We start from the raw sequence: 21,026 nt of genomic DNA on the forward strand, positions 1-21,026 counted from the left end.
TTACAATAATAAGTATTTGCTACGGTTGATTTCGGGGCGGCGGCTTCGCCGCCGCCCCGAAATCAAAAAATTCAATCATCCGAAAAACACAATAAATTTAATTACATTTACTCTTCGAAAAAATATTCATACATGAAAAGGTCAGGAACCCCTATTTTTCTATTTCTTTTATTTTTTGGTTTAAATCTTAAAGCTCAACAATTTGAAAAATTATATCAATATGTCAATCCGTTAATCGGGACAGAGAAAATGGGACATACCTATCCCGGAGCTACGGCATCTTTTGGAGCGGTTCAACTTAGCCCGGAAACCGATACCATTTCTTATGAGCTCAACGGAAAATATAATGGTGAAGTGTATAAATATTGTGCAGGCTACCGATATGAAGATAAAACAATTGTAGGATTCAGCTCGACCCATTTCAGCGGGACAGGACATTCTGATCTAGGAGACTTTCTGGTGATGCCGACCGTTGGAAAACTACAACTAAATCCGGGAACAGCAGCCAACCCTGAAAATGGCTACAGAAGCAGATTTTCCCATCAAAACGAAAAAGCAGAAGCAGGTTATTATAAAGTAAAATTAGAAGATCATAATATTTTAGCAGAATTAACGGCTACAACAAGAGTTGGAGTTCACCGTTATACCTTTCCAAAATCCGACCAAGCACATATTATTTTGGATCTGATGGCGGGAATTTATAATTATGACGGTAAAAATGTGTGGACTTACGTTCGGGTAGAAAATGGAAATACAATCACAGGTTACCGACAAACCAACGGCTGGGCAAGAACAAGAACAGTTTATTTTGCTTTAAAATTTTCTAAGCCATTTAAATCTTATGGTCAGAAAAACTATGATGGAAAGCAGGTTTACAATGGTTTCTGGAGAAAATTTGACCAAACCAAAAACTTTCCGGAAATCGCAGGAAAAAACCTGAAAATGTATTTTGATTTTGATACAAACGAGAATGAAGCGATTGAAGTAAAATTAGCCATTTCACCTGTAAGTCAAGCCAATGCGTTGAAAAATTTAGAAAAAGAAGCCGGAAATTTATCTTTCGATCAGGTAAAAATACAGACACAGGAAAACTGGAATAAAGAATTAAATAAAATTATTATTAAAGGTTCTGAAACAGAAAAAACGAACTTTTATACGGCAATGTATCATACTTTTATTAATCCTACCACTTATACGGATGTCAACGGAGAATATAAAGGTTTAGATCAAAACATTCATAAAGCAGAAGGCTTCACCAATTATACAACGTTTTCCATCTGGGATACATACCGTGCGCTCCATCCTTTCTTTAACATTATTCAGCCAAAAAGAAACGGAGATATGGTGAAATCAATGATGGCACATTATGACCAGTTTTCTATGAAAATGCTGCCAATATGGTCACATTATGCCAATGACAACTGGTGTATGAGCGGATATCACAGTGTAAGTGTGGTTGCCGATGCGATCATTAAAGGAAATTATCAGGGTGATGCAAAAGCTGCTTTACAGGCTTGTGTCACAACAGCCAACAAAAGAGATTACGAAGGTATCGGGCAATATATTGATTTAGGATATATTCCAGTTGAGAAAAACGGAACATCGGTTTCTAATACATTGGAATATGCTTATGATGACTGGGCGATTGCTCAATTGGCGAAACATTTAGGTGAAACAGAAGTTTACAATCAATTCATCAAGCGGTCTGAAAACTGGAAAAATAACTTCGATAAATCTGCCGGATTTATGCGTCCCCGTCTTGCGGATGGAAGCTTCAAGAAGGATTTTAATGCTTTAAGCACTCACGGGCAAGGCTTTATTGAAGGAAATTCCTGGAATTACAGCTTCTTTGTTCCTCAAAACCCCGATGAATTAATTAAAATGATGGGTGGAAAGAAAAAATTCGCTTCAAAACTGGATGAATTATTCACAATGCATTTGCCGGACGAATTTTTTGCAGATACGGAAGACATTACAAGAGAAGGAATTATTGGTGGATATGTTCATGGAAATGAACCGGCGCATCATGTTGCCTATCTTTATAATTGGGCCGGACAGCCCTGGAAAACGCAGGCTCAAATCAGAAGAATTTTGGAAATGCAATATAAAGCAACGCCTGATGGATTGGGTGGAAATGATGATGCCGGACAGATGAGCGCCTGGTATATTTTAAGTTCGCTTGGCTTTTATCCTGTTGCTCCGGGTTCGGAAGATTATGCAATTGGTAGTCCTGCAATTGATCATGCGGTTTTGAATTTAGAAAACGGAAAAACTTTCGAAATTGAAGCGATTAATCAAAGTCCGAAAAACGTGTATGTTCAGAAAATTCTTTTGAATGGAAAGGAAATTAAAAATTTCATATTGAAACATTCCGATATTATGAATGGCGGAAAATTGAGCTTTTATATGAGTTCTAAAGCTAGTAAATAACCTTGTTAAGATTTTGAGGCTTGACAAGGATCAAGCTATAAAACATCAATCCGTAATTTGCATACGACAACCGTGGTTTTGCATACATCCGGTTTTTAATTTCTGCTGAATTTTGTATTAATAAAAATCAACAATATGAAATTGAATCAGGTAAAATTAGGAAATCAGGGATTAATAGTTCCGAATATTGGTTTGGGATGTATGGGAATGACTGGTTTTGGCGATGCAGATATGTACGGTAAAACCGATGAAAAAGAAGCTATCGCAACAATTCACCGGTCTTTAGAACTAGGCGGAAACTTTCTCGACACAGCCGATTTGTACGGACCTTTCAAAAATGAGCAATTGATTGCAAAAGCTATTGAAAGCAGCCGCGATCAGTATATTATTGCTACAAAATTCGGCTGGGAAATCGATGATAATGATCAGGTAACATGGAAAATCAACGGAACTAAGGATTATGTAAAAAAATCTATTGAGCGTTCATTGAAAAACCTGAAAACAGACTACATCGACCTTTACTACATGCACCGTCTCGATAAAAATACGCCGATTGAAGAGACTGTAGGAGCAATGAGCGATTTGGTAAAAGAAGGAAAAATCGGTTATATCGGATTATCGGAAGTATCTTCTGAAACGGTGGAAAAAGCACATGCCGTTCATCCAATTTCTGCGGTACAAAGTGAATACTCTTTGTTTGAAAGAACGGTGGAAGAAAAAGGAGTTATCAAAACTTTAAATGAACTGGGGATTGGTTTCGTAGCCTACTCTCCTTTAGGAAGAGGTTTTTTGTCTGGAAATATTAAAACAATAGATGACTTGCCAGAAAATGATTTCAGAAGAGGAATTCCACGTTTTCAGGGCGAACATTTTCAAAAAAATATCGAATTGGTAGAAGCTATTGAAAATATGGCTAAAGAAAAAAACATTACCTCATCACAATTGGCTTTGGCATGGATCATCAGCAAAGGAATTCTTCCAATACCAGGAACCAAACGCAGAAAATATCTTGAACAAAATATTGAAGCGGCAAACATTCATTTAAGTGACTCTGAAATTCAGAAACTGGAAAGTATTGTACCTTTGGGAACAGATACCGGAGCAACGTATGATGAGTTTGGAATGGGACTTTTGGATTATTAATTTGTAACTTTAATTGTTGAAAAGCTCACTCAAACCTAACAGGTTTTTGAAACCTGTTAGGTTTTATGACGGAAAGCTGGCCAAATTATTAAAAAGTTTAGAAAATTATGAACACTATAAAATCCATTTCAGCATTTCACAAACTGCTGTCGCTTCCAGAACCAAAACATCCTATGGTAAGTGTGATCAATCTTTATGAAAGCGTTTTTATTGAAGATGAGATCTGGAAAGGCTTTGTAAGCAGATATTATTGTGTCGCCCTCAAACGCAATGCAAAAGGAAAAATAAAATACGGACAGCAGCATTATGATTATGATAAAGGGGTGCTGAGCTTTACGGCTCCCAATCAGGTTCAATATTTGGATCTGAAAACGATGGATTGTGAAAATACAGGCTATCTGCTGATTTTTCATGAGGATTTTCTGCTGAGACATCCTTTGGCCAAGACCATTTCTTCTTACGGATTTTTCTCGTATGCTGTGAATGAAGCCCTTCATTTATCTGAAGATGAAGAAAATGACCTGCTTGAAATTCTACAAAAAATAGATAAGGAATGCCAGCATATCGATCATCATACCCAGGAAATTATTTTATCCCAGATTGAATTGTTACTGAATTATTCCAAACGCTTTTATGAGCGACAGTTTATAACAAGAAAAAGCGGAAGCCACCAGCTTTTAACGAAGTTTGAATCTTTTTTGAATGATTATTTTGAAAATGAATCCTCTGAAAAAGGGCTGCTAACCGTTCATCAAATTGCAGAAGCGATGAATCTTTCTCCGAATTATTTAAGTGACCTTTTAAGGGTTCATACCGGACAAAATACGCAGCAACACATCCATGAAAAGCTGATCAGTAAGGCCAAAGAAAAGCTTTCAACAACGGAGCTTTCGGTAAGTGAAATTGCTTATGAACTGGGATTTGAGCACGCGCAGTCTTTCAGTACTTTGTTTAAAAAGAAAACGAATATGTCGCCTTTGGAGTTTCGGCAGTCTTTTAATTAAATTTCCCACAGATTTCTCAGATTTTCACAGATGACTGCGCTCAAATATCTGCAAAATTTGGGACAAGAAAAGTTTAGTTTTAGCTGAGCCAATTGTGGGATTTCAAAATAAAAACTCTCGCAGATTTTACAGATAATACAGATTTTTAATATTAGCTATCTGCGAGATAAAAATATGTTTTGGCTAAATCCAATTGATAATGTAAATGAAAAAGCGGGCTAAAGCCCGCCCCTATTGATATAATTATTTCTTTTATAATTTACTCCTGAACCTCAAAAAGTAAACGTTCTCCGAATTTCTGCTCATTAATTTTTCCGTTTTCATAGACCAGATTTCCATTGACAAAAGTGTGGGTCACTTTAGAATGAAAATTCATTCCTTCCAACGGGCTCCAACCACATTTGTACAGAATATTTTCTTTTGCAACCGTCCAGTTTTCATTTAAATCAACCAAAACTAAATCAGCCTTATATCCTTCTCTCACGAAACCTCTTTTTTCAATTCTGAAAAGAATTGCAGGATTGTGAGCCATTTTTTCAACAATTTTTTCTAAAGAAATTTTTCCATTTCGGTAATTTTCAAGCATAACAGTCAAAGAATGCTGAACCAAAGGTGCTCCGGAGGGACATTTTGTATAGACATTTTGCTTTTCTTCCCAAGTGTGGGGCGCATGATCTGTTGCAATTACATCAATCCTGTCGTCAAGAAGTGCTTCCCAAAGACCATCTTTATCTTTCTGCGTTTTTACAGCAGGATTCCATTTGATTAATCCGCCTTTTGTTTCGTAATCTTCATTGGTGAAAGTAAGGTGATGAACACAGACTTCTGCGGTAATTTTTTTATCTTTTAAAGGGATGTCATTTCTGAAAAGTTCCGTTTCCTTCGCTGTCGACAAGTGGAAAACGTGAAGCCTTGCTCCTGTTTTCTTCGCCAGTTCAATAGCCTTCGAAGAAGATTTATAACAAGCTTCTACACTTCTGATCAAATGATGAAATTTCACAGGAATATCTTCACCATATTCATCAATATATTTTTGAGTATTGGCTTTAATTGTTGCTTCGTCTTCGCAGTGAACGGCGATCAGCATCTTTGTATTGCTGAAAATATTTTCTAATGTCTCAGGATTGTCTACCAGCATATTTCCAGTAGAAGAGCCTAAGAATAATTTGATTCCGGGAACATTTCTAGGGTTGGTTTTCAACACTTCCTCTAAATTATCATTTGTTCCACCCATCATGAAACCGTAATTGGCGTACGCTTTTTGAGAAGCGATTTCATATTTATCGGCCAATAATTCCTGTGTAACAGCATTTGGAACCGTATTCGGCTGATCAATAAAACTTGTTGTTCCTCCGGCAATGGCAGCGCGGGATTCAGTCTCTATTTCTCCTTTATTCGTTAATCCCGGTTCACGGAAATGTACCTGATCATCGATTACACCTGGCAAAAGGTATTTTCCTTCACCATCGATAATTTGGTCTGCTTCTTCAGAGATTTGGGAATCTATTTTAGAAATTAAATCATTTTCAATTAAAATATCGCTTTCAACGATCTTTCCTTCGTTTACAATTTTAACGTTTTTTATTAAGGTCTTCATTTTTTTACTTAGAAATTAGATGTTAGAGATTAGAAGTTAGTTTTTAAAATTATACATTATAAATAAGGCATCATACTGATCACTAATTTCTAACTTCTAATCTCTAACTTCTATAATAAAAGCAAAATTAAGGTTTATGAATGAATTTATGGGCAGTAAAACAAAAAGCCCAAAATAAAAAGCTAAAAAAAAGCTGAAAACGCCTATTATTAAAGGATTTGCCGATAAAAAGCCTGTTTTCAATAAATGAAACGAAATGTACTTTAACTGCCATTTAATTGCTCTTTAATTATTAATTAAATATATATATCAGCCCTCAAAAGGGGCTTTTTCTTTTATATAAGGTAAATAATTACCCGTAATACGTTTAAACGCCTTAAATAAACGTTTTTGACGGTTTCTGAATAGATAATTTATAGTTGATATTTATTGTTTTTGGTAATTAAATCAGAAGCCCAAAAAAACACCAAAAAACACTAAATTTCGCAATTGGGTGTACTAATGGGTGTACTAATGGGTGTACTTTTTGAATGTTTAAAGCATAAGAATTACGCATCAAAATGCACTAAAAACATAAGGAAAATACTAAAAACCAAAAGAAAAACACCCCAAAATAACCATTTTTTTTAATAGAAAAACAAAATAAATAATTGAAAATCAATTGATTGTGATTATTTAACATTGATTATTTTCATTATTTGCTGATAATTGGCTTCTAAATCATTCAAACGATCGTAAATATCTGCCGGGTCCGGGAAATCGAAAACCATTGCAGCCTTTATATGCCAAATTTCTTTAACCGACTTTGGGTCAATATTCTGATTTGGGTAATTTCGGCGATTATCAGATTTACAGAGTAAATTATTATACTTATCTATTCTGTTCACTACACGTTTTAATAAGCCGTCTTCAACCTCATTTGACACAACCGCATAAATTTGATTATCTTTTATGTCTTTACTCCAATTTTCCACAAATTGACCTATGGCAAAACTTTTACTTGGAATTGTTGGAAACATTGAGTTTCCTTCGGCTTCGAACATCCTGAAAATACCATTATTTAAACCCGGTAGTCTATAAGATGGTAATTTTTGTATGAATTTCGGGTCATTGTAACCTTTAATGTAACCTGCCTTTAGCGTATAAGGAACTAAAACCACATTATCTTTTGCGTGACTATCAATTGTGATAACCTGCGGGACTTTACTTTCAAAATTTACATTTGTTTCTAAAACATAAGACCCCTGCTGTCTTAACATTGGTTCTTTTCCTGATATTATGAAATCACCTGAGATGTCTACGCATTTTGCGTATATTAAGTTAACATCAAATGTATTTCTTTTATACCATGAAGATAATGTCGTTGCCGGAATCTCTAAAAATCTTGCAAATTCTGCGTCAGAATCAAACCCGTAATGCAATTTAATCTTATTGAGAATCAACGATTTATCAAAAATCATACTCATTTTGCGTAAATTTATTTTGATACATACTCAAATTGCGTATATTTGTATCGTTATCAAGACAAAAGTAAGACAAAAAAAGAAGATAAAATGAGGGAAACCGTAAAAACCGTAAAAATACCTACGAAAACAAAAATCTCCTTCTCCCCTAATAATGAGGAAGAAAGAAAGCATTTAGAGGTATTAGAAAGCCTTATAAATGACAAAAGGCGTGGTGACTGGCAAATTGTTGGTCCAATGGTGGGGATTTCACCAATGGCAGCAGAAAAAGCTTTTATCAGGGTTTACTCAAAAAACCATTTTGAAGTGATTGAAGCTTTAAGAAAGGTAATAGATCAGAGAAAAGAACTTTTAAACCAATAGATATGAAAAAAGTATTACACGCAATCTTCTGTAAAACGGTTCACGAATCAAACCCGGTAGAAGATGTAAGAACTCACGAAAAACAAATTGCGACTTGTTATCAAGTTTTCGGTATTACTATCAAAATGACGTACAAACCTTTTTTAGGATAAAAAAATGATTAAAGAAACTCCATACGAATTTTATAACGACAAACTCTGTGTCAAAGTAAAGTATCTGACTTCCGACAGAAGTCATAAAGATACTTTGCATCTAATGACTTACAGAGCGTTTAAAAAACGTATGGATTCTTTAACAAGTCCTGAAAAGCAATTACGTCGGGCTTCTATTGGAGTTGATGCATTAGTCGAATTTAGAAGTTTGTGTCAGGAATGGCAGGATTTATTAACTACTACCTTTGGTAATCCACCGGAAAAGGTAAAAGAAAATTTCTTTGCTAAACATTACTTCACCGACAACAAAGCTTTAGAGTATTTCAAAACTCATAGGTACGGCGAAAGAAACGAAAAATACTTGGACGATGAAACTGTACTGCTTTATACATATAATGCAAGTATTTTAAACACTGTATTAACGTTGAAGGCTGACAGAAAAGGGATGAAGAAAGCTCTAGGTTCTACAACGATGGATATTTGGGATTCTTTAAGCCGTGATGTCAATTCTTTTACTTTAGTTCACCATAACCTCCCAAAAAACAAAGATGCTTTACGTCGTAAAACGGTAGATTATCAAAAAAAACGGTTATGCTTCTTTGATTTCAGGAAAACTGCAAAATAGCAATGCGAAAAAAGTCGCTTCTGATGAACAAACGGCATTGATCGACGAACTATTATCAAAGCATAATAATTTCGATAATGAAATTATCTGTACGATGTATAATGCTGTCGCAAAACAATTAGGTTGGAAAGATATTACATCGGGAACCATTGCGAACCGTAAGAAGGAAAAGGAATTAGTTGTATTTGCGGGAAGAAACGGTGTGACTGAGTTAAGAAATACAATCTTAATGCAGAACAAAAGAAGAAAACCTTCCGCACCGCTTTTATATTGGACTTTGGATGGTTGGGACGTTGAATTACTTTACCAAAAAACCGAAGTAAATAAAAAAGGGCATTCCGTAACAACTTACCACAACAGACTAAACGCAGTTATAGTTATAGACCCGTTTAATTATCACATTGTAGGTTATGCAATTGGCACACATGAAACACCGGAGCTTATAAAGTCAGCTTTACAAAACGCACAGCATCATATTAACGATTTGTTCGGAGATTTTTATAAACCATATCAGATACAATCCGATAACTACGGAAGAGGTTCTTTAAAATCAGTATATGAAAGTCTATGCAATGTTTATACACCCGCTCGAGTAAAAAATGCAAAGGCAAAAGTTATCGAGCCCTGGTTTGCAAGATTTAATAATAAATACTGTAAGATGATGCCGAATTGGTCAGGCTATAATGTGACTACCGGAAGCAAAAACCAACCAAATACGGAGTTTTTAAATAAGATAAAGCACAATTTTCCGGACCAAAAAGAGTGTATAAAGCAGATTGAAAAAATGATTGAACTTGATAGAAAAGACACTATCAATGATTTCATGAAAGGTTTTGATAAAATCCCGCAGGAATTCCTTTCTACAATGTCACAAGACTATTTACTCGATGTTTTAGGAAACACAACCGGATATACAAACAAATTGGACCCGGACGGAGTTACACCGACCATTTTAGGAGAAGAAAGGTGCTATGATAGTTTCGATTTAAGCTTTAGAATGTTATCACACATTGATTGGACCATAAAATTCGACCCGCATAATCTTACTAAGGTACTCGCGGTTTCTCCTGACGGAAAACATAAGTTTCTATTACAAGAAAAATATCGCCCGTCAATGGCAATTGCAGACAGAATTCTCGAAGATGGCGCGGAATTGAAAAAAGTAAAAGACTTCAACAGTTACGCAGAAAATTACATCATTGAAGAAAGAGCCAAAAACGCCGAAGTGTTACAAGGCTTCTTCGAAGACCGCCCGGAGCTTAACGATACACTCGCAAAAATGCTTTTAACTGACAGCTTGGGTCAGCATAAAAACCAAAAATCAAAAGAAAGGCTTCAAATCGAAGTACAGGCAGAAAAAGTAAATAAAAAGATAAAAAAACAGGAAACCGCAGTAAATAATAAAAATTGGTTCCAAGAACAAAACGAATATTTAGATAATAAGCTTAACCTCAATAAATACCTACAATAATGAATACGAAAACTAAAGAAAATATCATAACAAACTTAGAATTTTACCTTGATGAAAAGGATTTGTCAGCAAATCAATTCTCTGAATTGTCAGGCGTTCCTTCGAATTATCTTTCGTTAATGAGATCAGGAAAATACACCGTTCCGGCAGGAGGTGGCAAAGAATCGGAAATCAGTGAGAAATATTGGTTAAAAATTGCAGATACAATCGGTTTTTCTATCAAAAAAGAATATTGGAAAACGATTATTACACCGCAGATGAAGCAAACTTTAGCCACTTTGGAAGATGCAAAGGAATTCGGATATACAAACGTGATTATTGGAGAAACCGGATGCGGAAAAACTTTTATTTCGGACCTCTTTGTTGCGAATGACCCCAAAGCTACGTTTAAAGTTACTGTCGGCTCAACTGATACAATAAACGATTTGCTTGATAAGATTTGCGACGTTTTAAAACTTCCTCAAAATCATTCAAAATCTAAAAAGATCACTTCAATAATAAAAGCCCTGAAAACCAAAAGGGAAAACGGAATGAAACCCGCTCTTATTTTCGATGAAGCTGAATATATGAAACAAGCTACATTATGTAACACAAAAGAGCTTCACGACCATTTAAATAAACATTGTGCTTTAGTTTTAATCGGGACCGATCAGCTAGAAGCAAAGCTTGACAAACTAAGAAAGAAAAACCGCGACGGGGTTCCACAGTTTTACCGTCGTATAAAGTTCGGGATTCGAAGATTAATCAACATTGATACGACGTTTAAAGAGTTTTTAAACGAGCTTGAAATTAAAGATAAAGAGCTTGTAAAGTTCTTACAGCAGAATTGCGAGAACTACGGAGAATTGCACGACGTCTTAGTCCCGGCAATGAGAGAAGCTGACAGATTACAGGAACCATTAACATTAAACTTGGTTAGAAGAGCCTTAAATCTTCCCGGTAACTAATGAAACAGGCAGTATCAATACATCGTCTCAGACAAATAAAGATTGATCGTCTAAATCTGAGCTTTCATTTTGAACAGGCTTTCGCCCAACCACAAAACAGGGGTGTTTGGTTTGTTTGGGGAAATTCTGCCAGTGGAAAATCGAGTTTTATTATGCAGTTGGCAAAGGAACTGGCGAGAGAGTTTAAAGTACACTATAACTCATTAGAAGAAGACTACGACGACGCTTCATTTATAGAAAGAACCGAATTATTTATGATGGACCACGTCGCCGACAAATTTTCAGTTCAGAATGATAGTTTCGACGAACTGATAGAAAGGTTAGATAAAAAGGGGTCTGCAAAAGTCGTGATAATCGATTCTGCAACATATTTCTTTAGCAATTTCAAACAATACCTTGAACTAAAGAATAAATATAAAGAAAAAATCTTCATCATAACAGGACATGCACAGGGAGCAAACCCGCGATCAGAGTTAGAAAAAGATATAATGTTCGACGCTTACATGAAAATAAGAATTGACGCCTTCGGGGCTTATTGTAAAGGTAGAAGCATTGGAGCCAACGGCGGAAAGTTCATCATTTGGAAAGAGAAATACGAAGAGTTAAACGGAACACAAAATTAATATCATGAAAAATACAGAACACACAATCCCCGCTACGGTTTTAGCAATAGACAGCATCTTTGGTGTTTTGTCTTGGTATGATCGAACGGCTTTACATCTTTTTTCAAATCAAAAAATTACTTCCGAAGAGCTGCCTGAAAGAGTTGTTTTACTTGCTACAATAATTATAGAAAATAATATTCAAGCCCCGCTAATGAAATACGGACAGGACAGGTTAAAATATTATCTGCAAGAATATAAAGAATGTGAATTTTTAGACCTCGCAAATGAATGGTTACAAGTAGAAGAATATAAAAAATATCACCCCGAAATAGCAACAAAAATTAAAATAATAAAATAACAAAACATTATGAATCCAGAAACACACAAACAACAATTACAAGAATTATTCCCTGATGAAAAATTCGTGTACATGCAAACTCGCTCTTTATATCCAACAGAAGCGAAAATCAATATTAAAAGAGAATTAACAAGGCTTGAAATTGGTCATTGTTTCTCTTTAGGAATGACAGGGATTAAAAGATCAGGTGAAGGTGTTAATATCACTTTCGATCTTCAAAAAGCATCGTTAAATTTTCAATAAAACATCATGACAACAATAGACATTACAAAACTTTCAGAAGAAGACAAAAAAAAGCTTGAAGATCAGCTTAAAACCGACAAACAAGAAAAAAAGAAAAAAAGAACCGAAGATTTGCAAACCTTCAAAAGCTTATCAGAAGATTTTATCGAAAAACATATCGATTCGTTTGTACATCACCACGAAATAACGGAATCAATGATTGAAAAGCTTTGGACCGACTTTAAACCGCTTCGGGAACTTAAAGCAAATATGTACGGCGTTAAAATCAAAAATCAAGACAGTTACACCGTAACCTCGAAAGACGGTAATTCAAGCTTTACAGTGGGTTATAATGTAACAATCGGTTTTGACGGAACAGAAAGCGCGGGAGTTGAAAAAATAAAGGAATTTTTAAAGTCTCTTTCTTCCGACGCTGAAAATGTTAAGAAACTTTCTTCCGCCGTAAACACTTTTTTAAAGCCGAACATGAAAACCGGAATGTTGAACCCGGCGAAGATCATAGAGCTTTCAAAGCTTAAATCAGAATTTAATGACGAGCGTTTCGAGGATGGTTTGCAAATAATCTTAGATGCTCAAATCCGCCGTCAAAATAGTATGTATGTAAGTGGTTTTAAATACGTCGAAATTGACGGAAAACCGAAGAAATTGGAATTCAGATTTACAATGTAACTAAGATGAAAGATATAGAATTTTTAGCAGGAATAACAACGGTTTGCTTTCTCGGAGGTTTTTTATTGGGTGTTTTAGTTTCTGCAATTATAGGTTCGTCAAGCTTTAAAAAATTAAAAAAATGAAAAGACCAACATTAGAACTTGAGATAGAAAAAAAAGTTTCTGAACTGAGTTTAAAACTAATTAAAGAAAAGAGACAGCAAATTTTGCTGTATTGCTTTACAAAAAGGAATTATAAGAATTTCGATATTAAAAATATATCTCATAAATATGAGAAAGTACAAAATTTTTCTTTAGAAGTTCTTACAGTAAGATATAACGATGATCTTTTGTTTAGAGAATATCCGACGGGAACTTTTCCACATCTTTTAAATAAAAGATACGAATTAGCAGACGATTTAAAATAATATCCTAAACGGTTTTTAATTGGCGGTTCGATTCCGCCAATAGGAGCAAAATTAAAATTACAGATATGAAACCACAAGAAGAATTAAAAGTACTTTTTTCGCATAGAAGCGCGGTAGAAGTAGCAATGGAAATCTTCGGATTTTCAGGACGCAGAACCACTATTATTGATGATCTGACAGACGAGGAAGCATTAAAGCTTCTTTCAATCCATACGCCGAACGAAGAAAATTTGGAACAGGAGTTTAACGAATTAAAGGAAGAGCTTTTTAAAAAAGGCTGGAAAGCCAAAATTTTAAAATTGGCAGAAAAAACCGGGATTAAAGACCCGAACGATTTTTACAAATTTAATAATTGGATGCTTACAAGTAGCAGGTTTAAAAAGCATTTAAACGCTCATTCAATTGATGAATTAAAAGATTTGTTTAAACAATTGCATGGTGTAAAAAGTAATAATGCGAAAAGTGCTAAAAAACCCATGACAAAAGCTTGGTGGAAAAATGGAAAAGAAAAAATAAATATGAACTAATGCTTAAAAAGAGAAAATCCCCGCTTCACGCTCTTTTCCCGGAGCGTGAAGCCATAAGAATAACCCCAATAAATAAAAATAAAATGGAAACAATAAAATTAATTCCCGTGTCTGGGCTTCCGTTAGAAAAAGAAGTGAAAATTGACGGTTACAGCTACATATACAAAGGTCAGCACACCGTAAAAAAGGCAGGAATAAAAAAGTCAATGTATATTTTCAAAGGGCTTAATATCGAATTTGATAGAGAATTTCCTGTTACTCAACCTCCTACTTTTAAAATGGTTAACGGATTACTAATAAAGAATTGATTATGGGCTTAGCGGTTTATGTATATAAAAATTTCGTATTGGTAAACAACGAAAATGACGATTGCGATTTTCTGATAAAGAAATTTAATGACCCGTATATGGATAGATGTTTAAACTTAGAAGATGGTTATTATTCAGCAGAATTAGTTTATAGAAAGCCATCTTATTCATATTCAACACACAATGAATTTAGAAGAAAATTAGCTTCTTTATTTAATGTTACCGATCAGATAATTTGGAATAATCCAAGTAAATATAAAGATTTACCATTCTTCGAGTTAATAAATTTTCCTGATAATGAAGGTGCAATGAATTTTGAGACTTGTACTAAACTACATAAAGACTTTTTAAAGTATAACGATATTTTTAAAGCTCTTAATTCTTCACCCTCACATTATTACTCTTATTACGAAGATTGGATGGAATTGTTTGAAAGTGTAAAAGAGAACCATGTAGCAATATTTATGTAATGAAACAGAATACAGAAACAATAACACCGGAGCTTGAAATTTTAAAGTTCTTTAATGAGACTACCGGAAGGAGCCAAAGACCTTTAAAAAGCAATTTAACGCCAATTAAAGCGCGTTTAAAGGACGGTTACACGATAGAAGAGATTAAGAAGGTAATTGTTGTTAAAACATTGGATTGGAAAAACAACCCGGATATGTCAAAACACCTTTGTATCGAAACTATTTTCAGAGCGTCGAAGTTTGAAAAATATTTAAATCAGGTTCTCGACATAGAGCAAAACCCACAACTTTACCAAAAGCATTATGAAAAGCTTAATAAAATCGAGCGAAGCGCAGCAGACAACGTTGATGATCTTAAAGCCATGTTCGGGTGATAAAGAAGCCTTTAACGCGATCGCTAAAATAGAGCAAAGTCTCACCATTAAGGATGCTATAAAATACGGTGAGTTGATTATGAAGCAAGGCGCAAAATATGAGGTAGTGATCGAGATAATAAAAATTATTGAGTTTTATTTGAAAATTACCGGAAAAGAGCTTGAAAGTTATCAGACACAAATTTTAGCGGGTGATCTGTACGATAAATTCAGAACCGATACACTCGAAGATGTGATTTTGTTGTTTAAAATGATTCGTACAGGTGATTTGGGAAAGCTTAAATACTATGATAGTTTTCACGACAAAATAATGGCTTATGTCCCCTTATTTTTCCAATACAAGGCAGAACAAAGGGAAAAACTAATCGAAGCAAAAAAACGACAAAGAAAGCTGAAAGAAGACAACACCGAAATGTCGGAAGAAGCTTATCAGAAGTTTACAGAACTACAAAATAGGATTTCAAACCCCGTTCAGGCTTCCGTAAAGATTTTCAGTGTAAAAGATGTTTTAAGCAGTATGGATAGCTATCTCGAAAATTTGCCCGAAAGCTGTAAGAAATTATCTGATAGTGATCTAAAGTATGAAATAATGCGGACGCAATATAGCAGTAAAACGGCTCATGAAATTTTACTGCAGGAACAGCAGAGAAGAAAAGATCAAAAACCTAAAAAGAAAAAGAAAAATGACTAAAATAAATGGATATTGGTATAATCACGATGAAATTGTCGAAGCATTACAGAAAAAAGGCTACACAATTATTCGTGAAGAGAATGAGCCCGACAAAAGAGGTAGTGTGATTGTTGATTGGTACGCAATAAAAGGTGATGAAAAACCAAATGTTTTGAACGAATTAAAAAGCGTAGCATTAAAAGAATTTCACAAAAAACCGCCATTAATCTAAAGGTTACGGATTTCCGTAACCTTTTTTTGTAACAAATTGTAAATTTGTCTTTCAAAAGCTCTCACACATGACAGAATATAGAATAAATTCTCAGAACGATATGATCGATTTAATATTATTGGCTTTGAAAGAAGTTTCCGTCGGGATTGGACTTTCAATTGCATGTGATATTGAATTGCTAAAAGGTGATTATTCCTCAACAATTAAATTTGCTCCAAAAGACGGTATAAATATTAAGCATTCAGATTTTTTTATGTTAGGTTATTTTGTAGGAAGGGATTTTGAAAAGCATACATGCAAAAAATGCGAACAAAAAAAGCATGTTTTACTCAGCTCAATAAAATCTAAAAAAAATAAATAAATTTGACATGAAAAAGCAGAAAAGAAAAATTACGATTACTGTTGAATTTGAGAATGATAAACTTCCTAAAACTGACGATATGATAGAATTAGAAGGTGAAATTATAGAAGCTTTGAAAGAAGCATTGAACCAAGATCGATTCGTAATTAAAAATATGGAAGTTCAGACACCTTTAAACATAAAAATTGAATCTATAATAATTTAATAAGTAATACTATAAAATGAAAAAACTATTATTATTTTTACTCTTCTCAAGCTTTGCATTTGGGCAAAACTTCACACAAGACACAATAATGTCAAATAATAATCCTGCATCAATTATCAGGATTGGAAACAATAAAATCTACATAACGCAGAATAAAGAAAAGCAAACGCCCTATGTTAAACAAAAAGACGGTTCTTTTCTTTCAAATGGAGTTCCACGCATTGAAGTAAAACAGGATTCAAAACCCGTTAATAAAAACCCGGAATTGTTGGTCGATGAACTTTTTAATAAAATGAAGCTGAACGGGAAGTCAACGAAAGAAATACTTCAAATTGACGATAAAAAAGTGTTTGTCGGCACTCAATACCTTCAAAAAGAAAAAAAGATATTTAAAGGCTTCTTTTACCCTTTAAAAGATAGGTTTATTGTTATCTATGTTACCATGAATTATAATTCCGAAGATGATCGCTTTGAAACCGATAAAGCCATCAATGAAATGTTTGAAAGTGGGTTTATGGTTTTAGAAGATTATTATTTACTTCGCAAGGTATAACGTCAGCTTGTATAATTAAAAACGACTCTTTATATTTGCTATATGAGTAGAAAAGAGCGTTTAACGTTAAGAAATAAAAAAGTCCGGGAATACTTTGAAACTCTCGAAAAAAAGCATCCGCAGTGGAAGCTTTCAGCATTATTGGAAGAAACTGCAAATCAATTTCCGCCGATTTCTTCCGCTACCGTTTCCGCAATTTTAAAAAAAAACGGAGCGTATGCGGATTAAATATTTTTTTATATATTTGTAACATATTTACATCGAGATACTTAAAATCAGTATAAAGAAGCATTCGCGGGGAAACCCAAGAAAGCCCGAATGATAAGAGCCCTTTTTTAGGGCTCTTATTATTTTATAAGTTTGTGAAGGTCTAAAAATTCACGTTCAATCATTTGTTCTCTCGAAAGATGTACAGCTTTTCCTTTGTACTGAAAAAACATTCCTCTGATATTTTTTCCTCTTTCAGGCGTTATTTTCCTTTGTAGATTTCTAACCAATGTATTTATATCCAAATCTTTTATTAAATCGAAATCCCAAACAATATAATATGGTAGTTGCTGCGGGTTGATATTCTTATTGAGCATTTGAGCTTTAGAACCGTCAATGCCGTTTAAAATACCTTTGGAAACGTTTTCTACAGACTTTCTGTCACCGAAAAACATTTTATTGATAAGGTATTCTGGGTTCGGGAAATTTTGCTTTTCTACGTGTTCCCGTATATGAAAATCAAACTGCGTTTGTTTTGCGCAAATATTAGCTATCTCAAAATTTCTTTTAAAATCCTGTTTTTGAAAATTCGGGCTTGTTGTTACAATTCCTTTGGCGTCCTTATCTCTTTGGGCGGAAACACGATCAATATTATCTTTAATGATCGTTTCCTTTTCCTTTTTGCTTAAATCTTTCGAGTAAGCAGTTTCAGGAAATATTTTTCCACTTTGTGCCGGGTTATTCTGAAATTCTAACTTTAATTGTAAACCTCCTTTAATTTCCGTTGTTTCCTCGTCGGTTTGTTCAATATCACATCTACAACCCCAATCTAAAGGTGGTGTATGTGTAGACCAGAACGGGTCATTATACGGGCGGATAGTTCCGTCAAGTATTTTGTGTTCCGGGCGGACTCTTCCGTCTTTTACGCTTACAAGCTTTAAATTTGGGTAAAGATCAAGATTGCTTTCATAATCTTTCATTTTTCCCGCCATCTGTGCCGTTGCGACCGTTTGGTGATATTCCGCTTCAAGCCATCTTACGTTATAATCGTCCGAAACCTTGTAAGCTTCTTTCTTAAATTCAGACCAGGGCAGTAATTTTCCGTCTTTTGTTAAAAGGTCCTGTAAAGCCTGTTTAAATGACGTTTCTTTAAAAGCGGAAAACTCGGAAATATTTAATTTTAGTGAGCTTGATAGTTCTTCATCATAAAATAATGATTCAGGATTGAAACCTTCGTCAATTCCTTTTGCTAACTTATCGTAGTAATGTTTTCTTAGTTTTTCGCTTGTTTCTTCCGAAACATCTTTCTCGTCGAATAATTCCCGGATATATTGCTCAATAAGCCTACTCAAACTATAATCTGCTGTCAGACTTACCGTTTCATGTTCACAACATTTAGAACGGTAATTGAGTTGGAGCAGGCTTAGTCCTTTTTTGGGTGTTCAGGCTTTGCGGTTTGAGTTCCCGGCATACTTTCAATTTCAGAACCGTAAGTTTCCTCTATGTAGGATTGTTTAAGCACATAGCCGTTTTTCAAAAAAACATCATCTATTTTAATTTGTTCGCTAGGGTCCTTAATTTGTGCAACTGAAATTTTATAACCGTCAGGAATAGAATAACCGTGAAAACGCATCACCGGAAGAAGTAAGTCATTTAAAATTGAAAGTTCTTTCTTTTCGTCTGCATAGATCAGCTCTTTTAATGTGTTTTCATGTACGGTTCCCTGTGATTTGGAACTTCCGTTTTCGGTTGTCATTGTCTGATGCAAAAACAACATTGAAAGTTCTGATCTCAAAGCTTGTATTTTTTGCAAGAATACATTAAAAGCATCGGTTTTGCTGTTCTCCTTTATTTCTATATCAGTACCGATCGGGAAAACTCCATACGCAGACGAGCCCATTTCTTCCAACCATTCCGCAACTTCATTTTTTACCGTTTCAGATTGTGACGCGATTTTCGCGATACGAATAGGAACGCCGTATAATTCCTCGAATTCGTCCCAACTTCCCCAAGAGTGACGTTTTAAAATTGTGTAGGGTGCTGCCTTCTCTAATAATCCTACTTTATCATACATTTGAACCTCTACCAAAAATTCGGGAAATTCTCGATAATTAAATGCACTATTAAGGTTCGTTAAATCTGTGACAAATAAACCAAGCTCCGGGATTGTATGGTGTCTTGATAAAAGTTCAACTTTCTTTATTTCTCCTTTTTCAACTTCTTTAATCCAAATAACGCCAGTGCCATAATAAACCGTTTCATGAACGATTTGAATAAAATTTTCAAACCAAGATTTCTCCTTTATAAATTCTGTAAGCTTATCGTCTTTTTTACCTTCTTTATTGACGATAATAAAGTCTTTATTTGTGGTCCTGAACGTTCTATTTTGGGTAATTCCGGTTAGCTGACCGTCAAGCATAATATCTTCGTACACTTCCTGCAAAAGATAGTTTCGGGGATTTTCCCGGCTGTATCTCGCCTGTCTTGCTGCAATCCAATCGTTGATCTCTTTACGCCAAAGCCTTCTGTTCTGACGTATTGCGTCAAGCATTAAATTTGTAACCTTATTTACATCGAAAGAATCTTTTCCCGATAATTTTAGAGGTTTTTTTACAAGGTTCCCGGCGATTCCGGTTTTTGATTGTCCGTAACCAATATTTCTTTTTATATCTGTTGAATTTTGAGTAAACATATTTAATATTTTTTTAGCGATTGCTTTAGCTTATCTGAAATGATTATCAAGTGTTCGTTTTACTTTATCAAAGATTCTACGTTCTAAATAGGCAGATTTTCCGATCATTTGACGTTTTGGTAAATTTCCGGTTCCGGCGTTGTGATATTCTGCATAACCTTTATAGGTGTAAAAACCGACTTGCTTTCTGCTTTTATTTCTTTTGGCTCTCCATGAGTTCCTTAATTTATCCCCGCCCGTATCGTGACCCGTTAAAATGGCTCTTCCTATTTCTCTTTGACCGAACTTTGTTAAATCACCCTGACGACCTCGTCGGTTACTACGATAACGAGTTAAATCGTTGCCGTCTTTATCAGTGGTTTTTCTCGCCTGCCATTTTCGCAAACCATTGTCATTAAAACCTTCGTCATTGAAATTTTTTCTAATAAAGTTCAAACCCTCAACCTCTATAATTCGTAATGCCTGATCGGGGATTTGATCGGCAGCTCTATTCAGTAATCTTTGAAGATCGCGTAAATTACCAGCCATTTTTATAAGATTTATTACTTCCAAGTTTCATGAAAGGGACTTCTTTGTCAGGTACTCCGTCACCGTCTGTATCGATTTTTTTCGGTGGAAGATTTGCTTTTCTTTTCCCGGTCGAAATTTCTTCGAGCCATTTCATTGCCTCGTCATAATCCGAACGGTCCAAAGCTCCCGGTTTTCTCCTTTTCTGAACCATGTAATAGATTATATCCTTTACATATTTTAAAACTGTTTTTGACCGTTTATCGCCCGTTTGTCCGAATATCTCGTCAGTATCATAATACGGACCGAGATTCGTTATAAATATATCGATAACTTCGTCGATAACTTCTGTAATTGCCTGTTCTTCGGTTCCTACTAAAATATCTATGAATGATTTCGGAGCTTTAGTTGTAAGCTCATTAATTGTTAAAAATGGCATGA

The 21,026-nt window shown here is 34.7% G+C and carries 29 protein-coding genes; 23 read left to right on the forward strand and 6 right to left on the reverse strand.

Translation table 11 applies throughout. The features are described 5' to 3' along the window. Window positions 1-132: 132 nt before the first annotated feature. From H560_RS0111875 to H560_RS0111885, 3 genes are all read left to right on the forward strand, one after another. Entirely contained in the window at window positions 133-2,430 is a 2,298-nt protein-coding gene (locus H560_RS0111875) for a GH92 family glycosyl hydrolase (RefSeq protein WP_027380249.1), read from the forward strand. A 135-nt stretch (window positions 2,431-2,565) separates the two neighbouring features. Then, complete coding sequence (locus H560_RS0111880; protein ID WP_027380250.1) at window positions 2,566-3,573, forward strand: aldo/keto reductase; 1,008 nt, start codon at window positions 2,566-2,568, stop codon at window positions 3,571-3,573. A 107-nt stretch (window positions 3,574-3,680) separates the two neighbouring features. Continuing rightward, window positions 3,681-4,577, forward strand: a complete 897-nt coding sequence (locus tag H560_RS0111885; RefSeq protein WP_027380251.1) for a helix-turn-helix domain-containing protein — start codon at window positions 3,681-3,683, stop codon at window positions 4,575-4,577. Between the two features lie 259 nt (window positions 4,578-4,836). Here the strand turns inward: H560_RS0111885 and H560_RS0111890 are convergent, their stop codons facing one another. Next, window positions 4,837-6,174, reverse strand: a complete 1,338-nt coding sequence (locus H560_RS0111890; RefSeq protein ID WP_027380252.1) for a dihydroorotase — start codon at window positions 6,172-6,174, stop codon at window positions 4,837-4,839. 671 nt (window positions 6,175-6,845) lie between these two features. After that, window positions 6,846-7,640 (reverse strand): LexA family transcriptional regulator, encoded by a 795-nt coding sequence (locus H560_RS21500; RefSeq protein ID WP_155844994.1) that lies wholly within the window; start codon window positions 7,638-7,640, stop codon window positions 6,846-6,848. Between the two features lie 87 nt (window positions 7,641-7,727). Here H560_RS21500 and H560_RS0111900 point away from each other — a divergent pair, with 87 nt between their 5' ends. The 20 genes from H560_RS0111900 to H560_RS0112000 all read left to right on the forward strand — a co-directional run bounded on the left by H560_RS0111900 (window position 7,728) and on the right by H560_RS0112000 (window position 17,407). Next, entirely contained in the window at window positions 7,728-8,000 is a 273-nt protein-coding gene (locus tag H560_RS0111900; protein ID WP_155844995.1) for a hypothetical protein, read from the forward strand. 2 nt (window positions 8,001-8,002) lie between these two features. Beyond that, window positions 8,003-8,152 carry a hypothetical protein gene (locus H560_RS22960; RefSeq protein ID WP_155844996.1) on the forward strand — a complete coding sequence of 50 codons (150 nt, stop codon included), beginning with the start codon at window positions 8,003-8,005 and terminating at the stop codon, window positions 8,150-8,152. 4 nt (window positions 8,153-8,156) lie between these two features. Next, a complete protein-coding gene (locus H560_RS22390; protein WP_155844997.1) occupies window positions 8,157-8,777 on the forward strand; it encodes a hypothetical protein in 621 nt (206 codons plus the stop codon). After that, complete coding sequence (locus H560_RS0111915; RefSeq protein WP_027380255.1) at window positions 8,752-10,248, forward strand: hypothetical protein; 1,497 nt, start codon at window positions 8,752-8,754, stop codon at window positions 10,246-10,248. Before H560_RS22390 ends, H560_RS0111915 begins: the two co-directional genes overlap by 26 nt. After that, complete coding sequence (locus H560_RS0111920; protein ID WP_027380256.1) at window positions 10,248-11,195, forward strand: AAA family ATPase; 948 nt, start codon at window positions 10,248-10,250, stop codon at window positions 11,193-11,195. Before H560_RS0111915 ends, H560_RS0111920 begins: the two co-directional genes overlap by 1 nt. After that, window positions 11,195-11,818: an nSTAND3 domain-containing NTPase gene (locus tag H560_RS0111925; RefSeq protein ID WP_051289311.1), complete on the forward strand. Its 624-nt coding sequence runs from the start codon at window positions 11,195-11,197 to the stop codon at window positions 11,816-11,818. Before H560_RS0111920 ends, H560_RS0111925 begins: the two co-directional genes overlap by 1 nt. A 4-nt stretch (window positions 11,819-11,822) precedes the next feature. Continuing rightward, a complete protein-coding gene (locus H560_RS0111930; RefSeq protein ID WP_027380258.1) occupies window positions 11,823-12,158 on the forward strand; it encodes a hypothetical protein in 336 nt (111 codons plus the stop codon). A 9-nt stretch (window positions 12,159-12,167) separates the two neighbouring features. After that, window positions 12,168-12,401, forward strand: coding sequence for a hypothetical protein (locus H560_RS0111935; RefSeq protein WP_027380259.1), 234 nt, complete (start codon window positions 12,168-12,170; stop codon window positions 12,399-12,401). Between the two features lie 6 nt (window positions 12,402-12,407). Next, window positions 12,408-13,070 (forward strand): DUF3164 family protein, encoded by a 663-nt coding sequence (locus H560_RS0111940; RefSeq protein WP_027380260.1) that lies wholly within the window; start codon window positions 12,408-12,410, stop codon window positions 13,068-13,070. Between the two features lie 121 nt (window positions 13,071-13,191). Then, window positions 13,192-13,479: a hypothetical protein gene (locus tag H560_RS0111950; protein WP_027380261.1), complete on the forward strand. Its 288-nt coding sequence runs from the start codon at window positions 13,192-13,194 to the stop codon at window positions 13,477-13,479. Between the two features lie 65 nt (window positions 13,480-13,544). Continuing rightward, window positions 13,545-14,006: a hypothetical protein gene (locus H560_RS22395; protein ID WP_051289313.1), complete on the forward strand. Its 462-nt coding sequence runs from the start codon at window positions 13,545-13,547 to the stop codon at window positions 14,004-14,006. Further along, window positions 13,970-14,314, forward strand: coding sequence for a hypothetical protein (locus H560_RS0111960; RefSeq protein ID WP_155844998.1), 345 nt, complete (start codon window positions 13,970-13,972; stop codon window positions 14,312-14,314). The genes H560_RS22395 and H560_RS0111960 overlap by 37 nt, the downstream gene beginning before the upstream one ends. A gap of 2 nt (window positions 14,315-14,316) precedes the next feature. After that, on the forward strand, window positions 14,317-14,784 hold the full coding sequence (locus H560_RS0111965) for a hypothetical protein (RefSeq protein ID WP_027380263.1): 468 nt from the start codon (window positions 14,317-14,319) through the stop codon (window positions 14,782-14,784). Further along, window positions 14,784-15,158: a conserved phage C-terminal domain-containing protein gene (locus H560_RS21510; RefSeq protein ID WP_027380264.1), complete on the forward strand. Its 375-nt coding sequence runs from the start codon at window positions 14,784-14,786 to the stop codon at window positions 15,156-15,158. Before H560_RS0111965 ends, H560_RS21510 begins: the two co-directional genes overlap by 1 nt. Next, window positions 15,088-15,849: a hypothetical protein gene (locus H560_RS0111975; RefSeq protein WP_155845000.1), complete on the forward strand. Its 762-nt coding sequence runs from the start codon at window positions 15,088-15,090 to the stop codon at window positions 15,847-15,849. Before H560_RS21510 ends, H560_RS0111975 begins: the two co-directional genes overlap by 71 nt. Beyond that, complete coding sequence (locus H560_RS0111980; RefSeq protein WP_027380266.1) at window positions 15,842-16,060, forward strand: hypothetical protein; 219 nt, start codon at window positions 15,842-15,844, stop codon at window positions 16,058-16,060. The genes H560_RS0111975 and H560_RS0111980 overlap by 8 nt, the downstream gene beginning before the upstream one ends. Window positions 16,061-16,127: 67 nt before the next feature. Beyond that, a complete protein-coding gene (locus tag H560_RS0111985; RefSeq protein ID WP_027380267.1) occupies window positions 16,128-16,421 on the forward strand; it encodes a hypothetical protein in 294 nt (97 codons plus the stop codon). A gap of 7 nt (window positions 16,422-16,428) precedes the next feature. Then, window positions 16,429-16,626: a hypothetical protein gene (locus H560_RS0111990; protein WP_027380268.1), complete on the forward strand. Its 198-nt coding sequence runs from the start codon at window positions 16,429-16,431 to the stop codon at window positions 16,624-16,626. A 16-nt stretch (window positions 16,627-16,642) separates the two neighbouring features. Then, window positions 16,643-17,179 carry a hypothetical protein gene (locus H560_RS0111995; protein WP_155845001.1) on the forward strand — a complete coding sequence of 179 codons (537 nt, stop codon included), beginning with the start codon at window positions 16,643-16,645 and terminating at the stop codon, window positions 17,177-17,179. Between the two features lie 42 nt (window positions 17,180-17,221). Further along, on the forward strand, window positions 17,222-17,407 hold the full coding sequence (locus H560_RS0112000; RefSeq protein WP_034752732.1) for a hypothetical protein: 186 nt from the start codon (window positions 17,222-17,224) through the stop codon (window positions 17,405-17,407). Between the two features lie 119 nt (window positions 17,408-17,526). Here the strand turns inward: H560_RS0112000 and H560_RS22400 are convergent, their stop codons facing one another. The 4 genes from H560_RS22400 to H560_RS0112020 form a co-directional block, all read right to left on the reverse strand. Beyond that, the gene (locus H560_RS22400; protein WP_051289315.1) at window positions 17,527-18,738 is read right to left on the reverse strand and encodes a phage head morphogenesis protein; all 1,212 of its coding nucleotides are present in this window, start codon (window positions 18,736-18,738) and stop codon (window positions 17,527-17,529) included. A 71-nt stretch (window positions 18,739-18,809) separates the two neighbouring features. Further along, window positions 18,810-20,078: a phage portal protein family protein gene (locus tag H560_RS0112010; RefSeq protein WP_081413968.1), complete on the reverse strand. Its 1,269-nt coding sequence runs from the start codon at window positions 20,076-20,078 to the stop codon at window positions 18,810-18,812. A 30-nt stretch (window positions 20,079-20,108) separates the two neighbouring features. Further along, entirely contained in the window at window positions 20,109-20,606 is a 498-nt protein-coding gene (locus tag H560_RS0112015; RefSeq protein ID WP_034752735.1) for a hypothetical protein, read from the reverse strand. After that, entirely contained in the window at window positions 20,596-21,024 is a 429-nt protein-coding gene (locus H560_RS0112020) for a hypothetical protein (RefSeq protein WP_027380273.1), read from the reverse strand. Before H560_RS0112020 ends, H560_RS0112015 begins: the two co-directional genes overlap by 11 nt. Window positions 21,025-21,026 lie beyond the last annotated feature (2 nt).

Source organism: Chryseobacterium daeguense DSM 19388, assembly GCF_000430825.1.
In the GTDB taxonomy this organism is placed as follows: Bacteria; Bacteroidota; Bacteroidia; order Flavobacteriales; family Weeksellaceae; genus Chryseobacterium; species Chryseobacterium daeguense.

Coding starts and splice junctions, on each gene's coding strand:
- H560_RS0111875 (WP_027380249.1), top strand. CDS start 133: ATGAAAAGGTCAGGAACCCCTATTTTTCTATTTCTTTTATTTTTTGGT.
- H560_RS0111880 (WP_027380250.1), top strand. CDS start 2,566: ATGAAATTGAATCAGGTAAAATTAGGAAATCAGGGATTAATAGTTCCG.
- H560_RS0111885 (WP_027380251.1), top strand. CDS start 3,681: ATGAACACTATAAAATCCATTTCAGCATTTCACAAACTGCTGTCGCTT.
- H560_RS0111890 (WP_027380252.1), bottom strand. CDS start 6,174: ATGAAGACCTTAATAAAAAACGTTAAAATTGTAAACGAAGGAAAGATC.
- H560_RS21500 (WP_155844994.1), bottom strand. CDS start 7,640: ATGAGTATGATTTTTGATAAATCGTTGATTCTCAATAAGATTAAATTG.
- H560_RS0111900 (WP_155844995.1), top strand. CDS start 7,728: ATGAGGGAAACCGTAAAAACCGTAAAAATACCTACGAAAACAAAAATC.
- H560_RS22960 (WP_155844996.1), top strand. CDS start 8,003: ATGAAAAAAGTATTACACGCAATCTTCTGTAAAACGGTTCACGAATCA.
- H560_RS22390 (WP_155844997.1), top strand. CDS start 8,157: ATGATTAAAGAAACTCCATACGAATTTTATAACGACAAACTCTGTGTC.
- H560_RS0111920 (WP_027380256.1), top strand. CDS start 10,248: ATGAATACGAAAACTAAAGAAAATATCATAACAAACTTAGAATTTTAC.
- H560_RS0111925 (WP_051289311.1), top strand. CDS start 11,195: ATGAAACAGGCAGTATCAATACATCGTCTCAGACAAATAAAGATTGAT.
- H560_RS0111930 (WP_027380258.1), top strand. CDS start 11,823: ATGAAAAATACAGAACACACAATCCCCGCTACGGTTTTAGCAATAGAC.
- H560_RS0111935 (WP_027380259.1), top strand. CDS start 12,168: ATGAATCCAGAAACACACAAACAACAATTACAAGAATTATTCCCTGAT.
- H560_RS0111940 (WP_027380260.1), top strand. CDS start 12,408: ATGACAACAATAGACATTACAAAACTTTCAGAAGAAGACAAAAAAAAG.
- H560_RS0111950 (WP_027380261.1), top strand. CDS start 13,192: ATGAAAAGACCAACATTAGAACTTGAGATAGAAAAAAAAGTTTCTGAA.
- H560_RS22395 (WP_051289313.1), top strand. CDS start 13,545: ATGAAACCACAAGAAGAATTAAAAGTACTTTTTTCGCATAGAAGCGCG.
- H560_RS0111965 (WP_027380263.1), top strand. CDS start 14,317: ATGGGCTTAGCGGTTTATGTATATAAAAATTTCGTATTGGTAAACAAC.
- H560_RS21510 (WP_027380264.1), top strand. CDS start 14,784: ATGAAACAGAATACAGAAACAATAACACCGGAGCTTGAAATTTTAAAG.
- H560_RS0111975 (WP_155845000.1), top strand. CDS start 15,088: ATGAAAAGCTTAATAAAATCGAGCGAAGCGCAGCAGACAACGTTGATG.
- H560_RS0111980 (WP_027380266.1), top strand. CDS start 15,842: ATGACTAAAATAAATGGATATTGGTATAATCACGATGAAATTGTCGAA.
- H560_RS0111985 (WP_027380267.1), top strand. CDS start 16,128: ATGACAGAATATAGAATAAATTCTCAGAACGATATGATCGATTTAATA.
- H560_RS0111990 (WP_027380268.1), top strand. CDS start 16,429: ATGAAAAAGCAGAAAAGAAAAATTACGATTACTGTTGAATTTGAGAAT.
- H560_RS0111995 (WP_155845001.1), top strand. CDS start 16,643: ATGAAAAAACTATTATTATTTTTACTCTTCTCAAGCTTTGCATTTGGG.
- H560_RS0112000 (WP_034752732.1), top strand. CDS start 17,222: ATGAGTAGAAAAGAGCGTTTAACGTTAAGAAATAAAAAAGTCCGGGAA.
- H560_RS0112010 (WP_081413968.1), bottom strand. CDS start 20,078: ATGTTTACTCAAAATTCAACAGATATAAAAAGAAATATTGGTTACGGA.
- H560_RS0112015 (WP_034752735.1), bottom strand. CDS start 20,606: ATGGCTGGTAATTTACGCGATCTTCAAAGATTACTGAATAGAGCTGCC.
- H560_RS0112020 (WP_027380273.1), bottom strand. CDS start 21,024: ATGCCATTTTTAACAATTAATGAGCTTACAACTAAAGCTCCGAAATCA.